Annotated in this window: 10 protein-coding genes; 3 read left to right on the top strand and 7 right to left on the bottom strand. The window is 71.8% G+C overall.

What is annotated here, in order from left to right; translation table 11 throughout:
- Positions 1–130: 130 nt before the first annotated feature.
- The 3 genes from BFF76_RS05075 to BFF76_RS05065 all read right to left on the bottom strand — a co-directional run bounded on the left by BFF76_RS05075 (position 131) and on the right by BFF76_RS05065 (position 6,154).
- Positions 131–1,954, bottom strand: coding sequence for an outer membrane protein assembly factor BamB family protein (locus BFF76_RS05075; RefSeq protein ID WP_065847397.1), 1,824 nt, complete (start codon positions 1,952–1,954; stop codon positions 131–133).
- Positions 1,955–2,301: 347 nt separating this feature from the next.
- The gene (locus BFF76_RS05070; protein ID WP_065847395.1) at positions 2,302–4,095 is read right to left on the bottom strand and encodes an outer membrane protein assembly factor BamB family protein; all 1,794 of its coding nucleotides are present in this window, start codon (positions 4,093–4,095) and stop codon (positions 2,302–2,304) included.
- Between the two features lie 241 nt (positions 4,096–4,336).
- Positions 4,337–6,154, bottom strand: a complete 1,818-nt coding sequence (locus BFF76_RS05065) for an ABC-F family ATP-binding cassette domain-containing protein (protein WP_031098600.1) — start codon at positions 6,152–6,154, stop codon at positions 4,337–4,339.
- Between the two features lie 147 nt (positions 6,155–6,301).
- Between BFF76_RS05065 and BFF76_RS05060 the strand changes: the two genes are divergently transcribed.
- The 3 genes from BFF76_RS05060 (at position 6,302) to BFF76_RS05050 (ending at position 7,556) form a co-directional block, all read left to right on the top strand.
- Positions 6,302–6,946 (top strand): lipoprotein, encoded by a 645-nt coding sequence (locus BFF76_RS05060; protein WP_065847393.1) that lies wholly within the window; start codon positions 6,302–6,304, stop codon positions 6,944–6,946.
- A gap of 101 nt (positions 6,947–7,047) precedes the next feature.
- Entirely contained in the window at positions 7,048–7,299 is a 252-nt protein-coding gene (locus BFF76_RS05055; protein WP_031098597.1) for a type II toxin-antitoxin system Phd/YefM family antitoxin, read from the top strand.
- Positions 7,296–7,556: a Txe/YoeB family addiction module toxin gene (locus BFF76_RS05050; RefSeq protein ID WP_031098595.1), complete on the top strand. Its 261-nt coding sequence runs from the start codon at positions 7,296–7,298 to the stop codon at positions 7,554–7,556. Before BFF76_RS05055 ends, BFF76_RS05050 begins: the two co-directional genes overlap by 4 nt.
- Positions 7,557–7,586: 30 nt before the next feature.
- Here BFF76_RS05050 and BFF76_RS05045 read toward each other — a convergent pair whose 3' ends face one another.
- The 4 genes from BFF76_RS05045 to BFF76_RS34390 form a co-directional block, all read right to left on the bottom strand.
- Positions 7,587–8,900: an acyltransferase family protein gene (locus BFF76_RS05045; RefSeq protein WP_065847399.1), complete on the bottom strand. Its 1,314-nt coding sequence runs from the start codon at positions 8,898–8,900 to the stop codon at positions 7,587–7,589.
- Positions 8,901–8,973: 73 nt separating this feature from the next.
- Positions 8,974–9,873 (bottom strand): 4-(cytidine 5'-diphospho)-2-C-methyl-D-erythritol kinase, encoded by a 900-nt coding sequence (locus BFF76_RS05040; RefSeq protein ID WP_031098589.1) that lies wholly within the window; start codon positions 9,871–9,873, stop codon positions 8,974–8,976.
- Positions 9,870–10,742 (bottom strand): 16S rRNA (adenine(1518)-N(6)/adenine(1519)-N(6))-dimethyltransferase RsmA, encoded by an 873-nt coding sequence (gene rsmA, locus BFF76_RS05035; protein ID WP_031098586.1) that lies wholly within the window; start codon positions 10,740–10,742, stop codon positions 9,870–9,872. The genes BFF76_RS05040 and rsmA overlap by 4 nt, the downstream gene beginning before the upstream one ends.
- 9 nt (positions 10,743–10,751) lie before the next feature.
- Complete coding sequence (locus BFF76_RS34390; protein WP_053928847.1) at positions 10,752–11,333, bottom strand: ubiquitin-like domain-containing protein; 582 nt, start codon at positions 11,331–11,333, stop codon at positions 10,752–10,754.
- Between the last annotated feature and the right edge of the window lie 62 nt (positions 11,334–11,395).

The raw sequence follows: 11,395 nt of genomic DNA, 5'->3' as shown, positions 1-11,395 counted from the left end.
GGGCGGCGGGTCCTGCGGGGCGCCGAATCCGCCCTGGGGCGGCTCGTTGGACGGCTGGGGCGGCTGGGTCATGGCGTGCGTACCTCTGCGGGGTCTGAGAAGAAGGGGCTGCGGTTGCCGTCGTCGGCCGTCACTTGCCGAAGGCCATCATGGTCGTCTGCTCTTTCTCCTCCTCGTCGTTGCTCGCGCTGACGCGGTCGCTGACGACGTAGGAACGGCCGCCCGAGTAGACGGTCCTGGACGAGAAGAAGCTCTCGATCCTGGTCGTAGAGTCCGGGTGCTGCAGCACCACCTGGGCCGCGCCTCCGGTGGGCGCGATCGTGGCGATCGCCCCGCCCTTGTCGTACGAGGGCTCCAGGTAGACCAGGACGTTGCCACCCTCCATGCGCAGCGGCTTCATGGTGCGCTCGGCGGGGGCCGCGGCCTTCCACTTGCTCTCGCCGGTGTTCAGGTCGAACGCGATGACCTTGTTGGTACGGCCGGTGCCGCTGGTGTCGTCCTCGGTCATCATGTAGAAGGTGTTGGCGTCGGCGGCGACGCCGCTGCAGCCTTCGAGCTTCTTGCCGAAGATCGAGAAGCCGCCCCCGCAGTCGACGGAGAGCTTGTCGCCCTTGTCACTGGTCAGCTGGGAACGGAGCGTTCCGTTCTCCTTGAGGGCGAGGATGCCCCACTTCTTCTCCTCGCGCTGGGTCAGGGAGACGACGAGGGGGCTCACCGAGTACACCTTGTCGACCTCCCAGCCACGCTTCGGCTCGTAGGTCCACTTGGCCTTCCCGGTGGTCGGGTCGACCTCCTGGATCTGCTGCTGCGGGTTGTCCACGTCGTCGGTGCGGCAGTTGACCGCGGCGATGAGCTTGGGGCCGCCGGCGAAGGCGTACGGCTGGCAGGTGCCCGACGGGTTGCCGAAGAGCTCCTTGCCGTCGCTGACGCGGTACGCGCTGGAGTTGCTCGTCCGGCCGACGGTCACGGTGTCACCGCTGATCGCCAGGCCGATGTCGGACAGCAGGTCCCAGGTGCCGTTCTTCTTGACCGACTTCTTCCAGCCGGCCTTGCCGGTGTTGAGGTCGATCATCTGCAGGTCGGCGCAGTCGGCCTTGTCCGTGGTGCCGTTCATCACGCCGACGACGATCTTGCCGTCGGCGGTGGGCGCGGCGGGGGCGGCGCACAGGTCGGCGGGCAGCGGGAGGGTCCACTTCTCCTTGCCGTCGGCCGTCGAGTAGCCGACGACCGAGCGGTACATGCCCTTGACGAGCGTGTCCCCGACGATCCACGGGCCGTACACGGTCGCGCCGTTGCGCGGCAGGTCGATGCTGTTCTTCGTCAGCCAGAGGACCTTCGCCTCGCCCTCCTTGCGGCCGGCGTTCAGGTCGTCGTTCGCCTCGCGGCCGTCGCCCTTGCCGTCGCCCTGGTCGATGCTCGGCGAGGCGCTCGGGTCGGCGGCGTCGCTGCTGGACTTGGCGACGGGCTTCTTCTCGTCGTCGCTCCCGCTCGCGGCGAAGAAGATGCCGCCGCCGACGACGAGGAGTGCGGCGAGCGCCGCGCCGATGACGACGGCGGGCTTGCCTTTGAAGGGGCCGCCTCCGGAGCCGCCGGGCGTGGGTGCGCCGGGGTACTGCTGCTGCGGATAGCCGTAGCCGGGCTGCTGGCCGTACGGGCCCGGCTGCTGCGCGTACGGGCCGGCCGGGGCGCCGTAGGGGCCGGGCTGCTGGGCGTACGGGCCGGGGGCCGCCTGGCCGGGCCCCTGGGGGTAGCCGTAGCCGGGCTGTGCTCCGGGGGCCTGCGGATAGCCGTAACCCGGCTGCGGCGCGCCCGCGGGCGTCTGCGGGGGCGCGGGCGGCATCTGCGGTGGAGCTGCCGGCGGTGACTGCGGCTGGGGTGGCTGAGGCGTGCTCTGCGGGTCCTGCGGAGCCCCGAAGCCGCCCTGCGGCGGTTGCTGGCTGGGCGGCTGGGTCATCAGCGCGTCCCCCTTCGTGCGGTCCGGTGCCCGGTCCGGTCTCCCCCGCGATTCCGCTGGGTTCAGAGGATCAGGTACGAGAAATCTCTGAATTCCCCCCGGAAAGGAGCGAATCGGGCATGGGTTCCGCGGCGTTACGACAGTCGAGCGGGGCTTCTTTGTACCACCGGGACGGGGGGCGGCACCGGGCCGGTCCCTCCCTGTTCCCAAGGGAGAACCGGCCCGTGATGCCGCCGTTACGAGCCCGGGGCGGGCGGCCCGCCGCACCGGACGCCGCACCGGCGTCAACAACCCTCGACGCAGGCGGGTTTCACCGGAACGAGGGCTTCACGCCCGGGGACAGCGCCTCACTCGCCGAACGCCATCAGCATCTTCGTCGTGACCTCGATGTTGTCGTCCTCCTCGAGACCGATCACGGACCGGGTGACGAGGGAACGGCCGTTCGCGTAGTCGATCTTCCCGCCGGCGAAGCCGTCCTCGATGCCGGCGGTGTACGCGGGATGGGCGAGGACGGTCTTCAGGTCGCCTCCGGCGGCCTCCGCGGTGGCGATCTCACCGCCCCGCTTCTTCGTGGGGGCGACGTAGACGAGTACCCGGCCTCCCTCGGTGCCGAGCGGCTCGACCCTGCGTCCGAGCGGTGCGGCCACCGTCCACTTCTGCTCGCCGGTGTCCAGGTCGAAGGCGACGAGCTTGTTGTCGATGTCGAACTCCGCGTGCCGGCGCTTCGTCGACACGTAGAACGTGTCGGCGTCGGCCGCCACTCCGGCGCAGTCGTCCTTGTTGGAGGTGACCATCTGGTAGCCGCCGCAGCGCACTTCGTAGTCGGCGAAGCCGAAGTCGATGTCACGGGTGCCCAGGTCGATCTCCGCGCGCAGGGTGCCGTCGGCCCGCAGGGCGACGGCCTTCCACGCGTCGCCCTTCTGCAAGGAGACCACCAGCGGGTCGGTGGAGTAGACCTGGTCGACGGTCCAGCCCGCCCCGACGTCGTACGTCCATTCCGCCTCGCCGGTCAGTGGGTCGGTCTGCTGGATCCGCTGGTCCGCCCGTTCGTCGCCCAGGCCGGCGCAGGAGGTGGCGGCGATCATCCGCGGGCCGCTGGTGAACGCGAACGGCCGGCAGGGGCCGGCCGGCATCCCGAACACGTCCTTGCCGTCGCCGACGCGGTACGCGAGGACCCGGCCGGCGCGTGCGTAGGTCACGGTGTCGCCGTTCACGGACATGGCGACGTCCCGCTGGATCTCGCTGAAACCGTCCCCGGGGAGCGTCCTGGTCCATCCCGCCCGGCCCGTCCGCAGGTCGATCATCCGCAGGACCGAACAGTCCGCACCGTTCTCCGTGTGCTCCTCGAACGCGATGACGATCTTGCCGTCCCCGGTCGGCAGGGTCGGTGCCGCGCATATGTCGGCGGACACCTTCAGGCTCCACAGCTTCCGGCCGTCCCGCGCCGAGTAGCCGGAGACCGTGCGGTGGACGGCGTGCGCGACGACGTCGCCGGACTGCCAGGGGCCGTGGACGGTGAGGGCCTGTCCGGGCAGGTCGACGCCGAGGCTCTTCACCCAGCGCACCTTCGCCTCGCCCTTCGCGCGCGCGGCGTCAGCCGCCCCGACGAGCTCGGAATCGGTCCGGTCCGTTGCGTTCCCCTTTCCGTCCGCGGCTGGCGAGGACGCGGGCCGGTCGCGTCCACCGGCGGCCGGCTGCTCACCGTCGTCGCCTCCCGTGGCGAACCAGAGACCGCCGCCGGCGACGAGGAGCGCGGCGAGCACGGCACCGACGATCCGCGCCGGCCGGCCTGCGAACCCTTCTCGCCCTCCGGGGCTGCCGCCGGGGGGCGGCGAACCGTGGGGACCCGCCTGCGGGCCGTAGGGCCCGGGCTGCTGCGCGTACGGCCCTGACGGGGCGCTGTACGGGCCCGGCTGCGGGGCGGCGGGACTGCCGTACCCCGGCTGCGGGGCGGCGGGACTGCCGTACCCCGGCTGCGGGGCGGCGGGACTGCCGTACCCGGGCTGCGGGACGGTGGGATACCCGTATCCGGGCCGCGGGGCGGAAGCCGCCGGTGGGTTGAACGGCGACGCACCTTCCGGTGGGTCGAACGGTGCTCCGAAGCCCTCGTGCGAGGCGGGCGGGCCGGGCGGCTGGGACATCGGTGCGTCCCCTTTTCTGCGGACCGGTGCCCTTTCCGGTCTCCCCCGCGCTTCCGGTGCGCTCCGGGGAGCCGGGTGACCGCGCTCCCCGGAGCGCGCCGGAAAGGAGCGAATCGGGCTTGGTTTCCGCGAGGTGATGGCAAGTCGGGCGGACCATCTTTCTACCACCGGTGGTACTCGGGCCTGTTCCCCCCTCATGCCCGGGCAGGCCCCACCGGTCACCGCCTTCACACGGCGGGCGTCAGGCGTCCTCAGCCAGTTCCAGCCAGCGCATCTCCAACACGTCCCGCTCCGCGACCAGTTCACGCAGCTCGGCGTCGAGCGTGGCGACCTTCGCGAAGTCGGTGGCGTTGTCGGCGATCTGCGCGTGCAGCGAGGTCTCCTTCGTCGACATCTTCTCGAGCTGCCGCTCGACCTTCTGCAGCTCCTTCTTGGCCGCGCGCGCCGCCTGCGGGGAGACGGTCTCGGCCGGCGCCGCCTTGGGCGCCGAGGACCCGGCGAAGGACGCGGGCGTCGCCGTCTCCTCCATGCGCTGCCTGCGCTCGATGTACTCGTCGATACCGCGCGGCAGCATCCGCAGCGCGCGGTCGCCGAGGAGCGCCATCACCTTGTCCGTGGTGCGCTCGATGAAGAACCGGTCGTGGGAGATCACGATCATCGATCCGGGCCAGCCGTCGAGGAGGTCCTCCAGCTGCGTCAGCGTCTCGATGTCGAGGTCGTTGGTGGGCTCGTCGAGGAAGAGGACGTTGGGCTCGTCCATCAGCAGGCGCAGGATCTGCAGCCGCCTCCGCTCGCCACCGGACAGGTCACCGACCGGCGTCCACTGCTTCTCCTTGACGAAGCCGAACTGCTCGCAGAGCTGCCCGGCGGTCATCTCACGGCCCTTGCCGAGGTCGACCCGGTCGCGCACCTGCTGGACCGCTTCGAGCACCCGCAGGTTCGGGTTGAGCTCCGCGACCTCCTGGGAGAGGTAGGCGAGCCTGACCGTCTTGCCGACGACGACCTTCCCGGCGGCGGGCTGTACGTCGCCCTGGCTGCGGCACGCCTCGGCGAGCGCCCGCAGCAGGGAGGTCTTGCCCGCACCGTTGACGCCCACCAGGCCGATGCGGTCGCCGGGGCCGAGCTGCCAGGTGAGGTGGGTGAGCAGGGTCTTGGGTCCGGCCTGGACGGTCACGTCCTCCAGGTCGAAGACCGTCTTGCCGAGCCGGGCGTTGGCGAACTTCATCAGCTCGCTGGTGTCGCGCGGCGGCGGCACGTCGGCGATCAGCTCGTTGGCCGCCTCGATGCGGTAGCGGGGCTTGGACGTACGGGCGGGGGCGCCGCGCCGCAGCCAGGCCAGCTCCTTGCGCATCAGGTTCTGCCGCTTGGACTCCTCGGTCGCGGCGATCCGCTCCCGCTCGGCCCGCGCGAAGACGTAGTCGCTGTAGCCGCCCTCGTACTCGTGGACCGAGCCGCGCTGGACGTCCCACATGCGGGTGCAGACCTGGTCGAGGAACCACCGGTCGTGGGTCACGCAGACGAGCGCGGAGCGCCGGGTCCGCAGGTGTCCTGCCAGCCAGGAGATGCCCTCGACGTCGAGGTGGTTGGTGGGCTCGTCGAGGACGATCAGGTCCTGCTCGGCGATGAGCAGCTTCGCCAGGGCGATCCGGCGGCGCTCGCCGCCGGAGAGCGGGGCGATGACGGTGTCCAGGCCGTGCTCGAAGCCGGGGAGGGCGAGCCCGCCGAAGAGCCCGGTCAGCACGTCTCGGATCTTGGCGCTGCCCGCCCACTCGTGGTCGGCGAGGTCGCCGATGACCTCGTGCCGGATGGTGGCCTGCGGGTCGAGGGAGTCGTGCTGGGTGAGGACACCCAGGCGCAGTCCACCGTTGTGGGTGACCCTGCCGGTGTCCGCCTCCTCCAGCTTGGCGAGCATCCGGATGAGCGTCGTCTTGCCGTCGCCGTTGCGGCCGACGACGCCGATCCGGTCGCCCTCGGACACCCCGAGGGATACACCGTCGAGCAGGGCACGGGTGCCGTACACCTTGCTGACCTGCTCGACATTGACCAGATTGACGGCCATTTCACTCCTGCCTCGGGGATCCCTGCGTCGGGGACCGCTCGACGTCCCAGAGTAGTCGCCGCGCGGGGTGCGATAGCGTGCGGCGATCGATCATGGGGAGTAACCCCAGGTCGGAGCGGTACGGAACATCTCAGGGGTGGGGACTTCATGATGCGCTACGCGATACGGACTCTGGTTCCGGCGGTCCTGGCGACGGCGGTGCTGGCAGGCTGCTCGGCGTCGTCCGGCGGCGGCACGGGCCCGGATTCGGGCAAGAACGGGGACAGTGCTCCCGCGAATGCCTCGGAGAGCGCCGTCGCGGAGAAGGGTGGCCCGCTCGGTGGCCCGGGCTCGGCCTGTGAGCTGCCGGTGACCTTCGATCTGGCGGCGGACTGGAAGCCGCAGGCCGTCGAGGTGGATCCCGGCTCCGAGTTCGCGGAACTGGCGCAGCAGGGCTCGGCGACCATGGTCTGCGAGATCGACGCCAAACCGGCCGGGAACCTCGGCTACCTCCGGGTCTGGCAGGGCGAGGGCTCCGGCACCACTCCGCGAGCGGCGCTGGAGGACTTCGTGGCCGGCGACGCGAACGCGTCCAAGGCGTCGTACGAGGAGACAGGCGGGCCGGTGGCAGCCGCGGAGGTCACCTACACGGTGGAAGCCGAACTGCTGGACGAGCCGAAGACGGAGCGCGCCTTCGCGGTCACGACCCCGGACGGCCCGGTCGTGGTGCACCTGGGCGGACTGGACTCCCAGGAGCACCAGGAGATGCTCCCGGCGTACGAACTGGCCAAGAAGACCGTGAAGCTGGGCTGACGGGGCGTGCCACCCACGGCTGCGCCCGTTGTTCCCCCGCCCGGCTACCGCGTACACTATTCTGTACGTACAGGATTCCGTACGTTCCCGAGGAGGCTGCTGTGCGGACGATGACCTACACCGAATCACGCGCCAAGTACGCCGAGACCCTGAGCGCTGTGGTCAACGACCGTGAAGAGGTCATAGTGACGCGCGCCGGCCACGAGCCCGTGGTGATCGTGGCACTCGACGAATACGAGTCCATGAAGGAGACGGCCTACCTGTACCGCAGCCCCGAGAACGCACGTCGCGTCCTGGCGGCGATCGATGATCTCGAGAACGGCGGCGGCACGGTACGGGAGCTCATCGAATGAAGCTCGTCTGGCACGAATCCGCATGGTCGGACTACGTGTGGTGGCAGACCCAGGACCGGAAGATCCTCAGGCGGATCAACGCCTTGCTCCAGGACATCGACCGCAATGGAAACGAAGGCATCGGCAAACCGGAACCTCTGCGGCATGATTTCCACGGGTACTGGTCACGCCGGATCAGCGACGAACACCGACTCATCTACCGCGTGATCGAAGACGAGGTACGTATCGTCTCGTGCCGCTACCACTACGGTCGCTGAGCGGTTTCCCGCAATCGCCGCCCCCCGCGTTCACCGCCCCGCCCGTTCCACCAGCAGCCAGCCGCCGAGCGCCATGGCGACGGCCGCCGGGGCGCTGACGTGCACGGCGATCAGCAGTGCGGTGTGCCCTTCGAGCAGGCCGGCGTAGCCGACCATGGAGAGGCCCAGCACGCCCAGCAGGGCGAGGGTCACGCCGACCGCCGATACGGCTCCGGCACCGCTCGTCGCCCTGCCGGGGACGACGCCGACGGGGCGCTCGAACGTGCGGAAGGCCGCGACCAGCAGCGCGGTGACCGCGACGGCGGCCGCGATCCGCAAGGGAACCTGCGCCCACCAGGCGCCGGTGGCCGGCTCGGGCAGCGGGATGCCGAGGGCGAGCATCGCCCCGTACACGCCGAGCATGGCGGTGAGGTGCCACAGGAACGCGGTCATCGCGACACCGTTGGCGGCCACCACCGTGCGCCAGACGCGTGGCCGGGCCACCAGCCGGGCACCGGGGGCGCGCAGCAGCTCGACCGCCCCGACGAGCCAGAGGCCGTGGCAGAGCAGCGCGAGGGTGGGCGGCGCCATGTTGCTGATCTTCTCGCCGGGCATGCCGACCATGGACAGTGGATACGGGCCGAGGGCCACCAGGGCGACGGCCGCGCCCAGTCCGGCCCCGGCGAGGAGCGCGGGGCGGCGGATGCGGCCGTCGGCGCGCAGGAAGCCGAGCTGGTGCACCGCGAGCCAGACGAACGCGAAGTTGAGGAACTCGACGTAGGGGACGCCTGCCGCGAAACGCAGGAGGTCCACTGCGGCGGCGGCCCCCATGAGCACGGCGAACGCGCCCCAGCCGTAACGGTCGTGCAGTTTCAGCAGGGCCGGGGTGAACGCGACCATCGCCAGGTAGATGCCGATGAACCAGAGCGGCTGGGTCACCAGCCGCAGTGTCACACCGGTCAGTCCGCCACCGCCACCGAGGAGCTGGACGACGAGTGCGGCCACGCCCCACACCAGTACGAAGACCATGGTCGGCCTCAGCAGGCGTTGCAGCCTGGCGCGGAGGAACGACGGGTACACGGAGCTCGTGGAGTCCTCGGGCCGCCTGCGCAGCAGGGAGCGGTAGGACAGCGCGTGGGAGAAGCCGCCGACGAAGAAGAAGACGGGCATGACCTGGAGGGCCCAGGTGAGCATTTGGAGTCCCGGCACGACGGCGAGGAGGTTGCCGACCCCGTCGGTCGTGACGGCGGCCATCAGCCAGTGGCCGAGTACGACCGTCCCGAGCGAGGCGACCCGGAGCAGGTCGATGTAGCGGTCCCGGGTGACGGGCGTCGCCCCGGCCATTTCGCGAACACGTGATCCCATGCGCATACGGTCGCGCCGCACCCCGGAAGGGCGGCAGCGCGACCGTACTCACTTCCCGTCTGAGTACCGGCCGTCAGACGACGGTGGCCCCCGGAGCGGGCGACGGCGCGACCCGTGCGCTGCGGCAGGTGCCCGAGGCCAGCAGCGCGTCGGCGACCTTGCGCGCGGACTCCTCGTCCGCGGTCAGGAACGCCGTGGTCGGCCCGGAACCCGAGACCAGTGCGGCCAGGGCGCCCGCGGCGGTGCCCGCCGCGAGGGTGCCGGCCAGCGAGGGGCGCAGGGAGAGAGCGGCGGCCTGGAGGTCGTTGCCGAGGGTCTCCGCGAGCTCGGTGGCATCCCCCTCGCGCAGGGCGGTAAGGAGCGCGGGCGACGCGGCCGGTGCGGGGACGTCCGTACCGGCGGTGAGCCGGTCGAACTCGCCGTACACCGCGGGGGTGGACAGCCCGCCGTCGGCGACGGCGAAGACCCAGTGGAAGGTGCCGCCCACGTCGACGGTGGTCAGCTGCTCGCCCCGGCCGGTGCCGAGGGCGGCCCCGCCGACCAGGCTGAACGGCACGTCGCTGCCCAGCTCGGCGCAGATCTCCAGGAGTTCCCCCTGGCTCGCGCCGGTGCCCCACAGGGCGTCGCAGGCCAGCAGGGCGGCGGCGCCGTCGGCGCTGCCGCCGGCCATGCCGCCGGCGACCGGGATGTCCTTGTCGATGTGGATGTGGACGTCGGGCGCGATGCCGTGCCGGGTGGCCAGGGCGATCGCGGCGCGGGCCGCCAGGTTGGTGGCGTCCAGCGGCACCTGGCCCGCGTCCGGTCCGGAGCAGGTGACGCGCAGGGCTTCGGCCGGGGTGACGGTGACCTCGTCGTACAGGCCCACGGCGAGGAAGACGTTGGCCAGGTCGTGGAAGCCGTCGGGGCGGGGGGCGCCCACCGCGAGCTGCACGTTGACCTTGGCGGGGACGCGGACGGTGACGCTGCGGGTCATGCGGAGGGCTCCGGTTTGTTCTCGGCGATGGCGGCGAACTCCTCGACGGTGAGCGACTCGCCCCGGGCCTGCGGTGAGATCCCCGCAGCGGTCAGGGCGGCCTCGGCGGCCGGTGCGGAGCCCGCCCAGCCGGCCAGGGCCGCGCGCAGTGTCTTGCGGCGCTGGGCGAAGGCGGCGTCCACGACGGCGAAGACCTCGGACCTGCTCGCGGTGGTGCGGACCGGCTCGGCGCGCCGTACGAGGGACACCAGCCCCGAGTCGACGTTGGGCGCGGGCCAGAACACGGTGCGGCCGATCGACCCGGCGCGCTTGACGTCGGCGTACCAGTTCGCCTTGACCGACGGCACGCCGTAGACCTTGTTGCCGGGCCGGGCCGCCAGCCGGTCGGCGACCTCGGCCTGGACCATCACGAGTGTCCGCTCGATGGTGGGGAAACGCTCCAGCATGGTGAGCAGCACCGGCACGGCGACGTTGTAGGGAAGGTTGGCCACCAGCGCGGTGGGTGCGGGGCCGGGCAGTTCCTTCACCAGCATCGCGTCCGAGTGGACGAGGTCGAAGCTGCCGGCCCGCTCCGGCAGCCGTGCGGCGACCGTGGCGGGCAGGGCGCCCGCGAGCACGTCGTCGATCTCCACGGCGACGACCCGGTCGGCCGCCTCCAGCAGGGCCAGGGTCAGCGAGCCCAGGCCGGGGCCGACCTCGACCACCACGTCGTCGGGCCGCACCTCGGCGGTCCGTACGATCCTGCGGACCGTGTTGGCGTCGATGACGAAGTTCTGGCCGCGCTGCTTGGTGGGGCGTACGCCCAGCGCTGCGGCCAGTTCACGGATTTCTGCGGGGCCCAGGAGGGCGTCGGGCTCTGTGGTGCTCACCCGTTAAGCCTACGGCCGCCGCAGGGCCCGGGGACCGCCGCCCGGCCCGGGCCCGATGCCGCGTGTCTCCCGGAGGACGACGATCTCGTCGCCGTCGTCCAGCCCTGTGCCGGGGGCGGGGGCGACGGTGTCGCGGGTTCCGACCGTGACGCCCTCGGCGTCGAGGAGCTCACCGACGTCGTCCGCGAAGGTGTGCAGGGTGCGTGACGTGCCGTCCACGCTGACGCGGACGGCCTTGTCCTGGGCGAGGAACGCGGCGGTGCCGCCGGCCAGCACGGCGACGACCAGGGCGCGCGGGACGATCCGCCGCAGGCTGTCCGGGGCGCCCCGGTGGTGCCTGGCGGCCCGGTGTCCGCGGATCTCCCTGCGCGGGGCGGGCTGCGGGGCGGCGGTCTCCCCGCGCGGGGTCACGAGCGGGGTGTCCAGCACGGTGGGGTCGTGGACCGGCTGACCGCCCGGCCACAGTCCGGCGGCGATCGTCCGCTCCTCGTGGAGGGAGCGCGGCGGTGCCGGGGGCGGGACAGGGACCCGCCCCCGGCTCGTACGCCGACTGCCGCGCGGTGCGCGGTGACTGCCCTGCGAATGGCCCACGACGCTCCAGATGTTCCGCCCTGCCGACCCCGTTGCGCGGGCACGATAGCGGAGGCTTCGTC

The organism is Streptomyces mutomycini (genome assembly GCF_001700505.1).
GTDB classification, from domain to species: Bacteria; Actinomycetota; Actinomycetes; order Streptomycetales; family Streptomycetaceae; genus Streptomyces; species Streptomyces mutomycini.
This window is presented reverse-complemented; position numbering and strand designations above follow the sequence as displayed.

Excerpts from the sequence above, each read along its gene's own strand:
- BFF76_RS05075 (WP_065847397.1), bottom strand. The coding sequence starts at position 1,954 with ATGACCCAGCCGCCCAGCCAGCAACCGCCGCAGGGCGGCTTCGGGGCT.
- BFF76_RS05070 (WP_065847395.1), bottom strand. The coding sequence starts at position 4,095 with ATGTCCCAGCCGCCCGGCCCGCCCGCCTCGCACGAGGGCTTCGGAGCA.
- BFF76_RS05065 (WP_031098600.1), bottom strand. The coding sequence starts at position 6,154 with ATGGCCGTCAATCTGGTCAATGTCGAGCAGGTCAGCAAGGTGTACGGC.
- BFF76_RS05060 (WP_065847393.1), top strand. The coding sequence starts at position 6,302 with ATGATGCGCTACGCGATACGGACTCTGGTTCCGGCGGTCCTGGCGACG.
- BFF76_RS05050 (WP_031098595.1), top strand. The coding sequence starts at position 7,296 with ATGAAGCTCGTCTGGCACGAATCCGCATGGTCGGACTACGTGTGGTGG.
- BFF76_RS05045 (WP_065847399.1), bottom strand. The coding sequence starts at position 8,900 with ATGGGATCACGTGTTCGCGAAATGGCCGGGGCGACGCCCGTCACCCGG.
- BFF76_RS05040 (WP_031098589.1), bottom strand. The coding sequence starts at position 9,873 with ATGACCCGCAGCGTCACCGTCCGCGTCCCCGCCAAGGTCAACGTGCAG.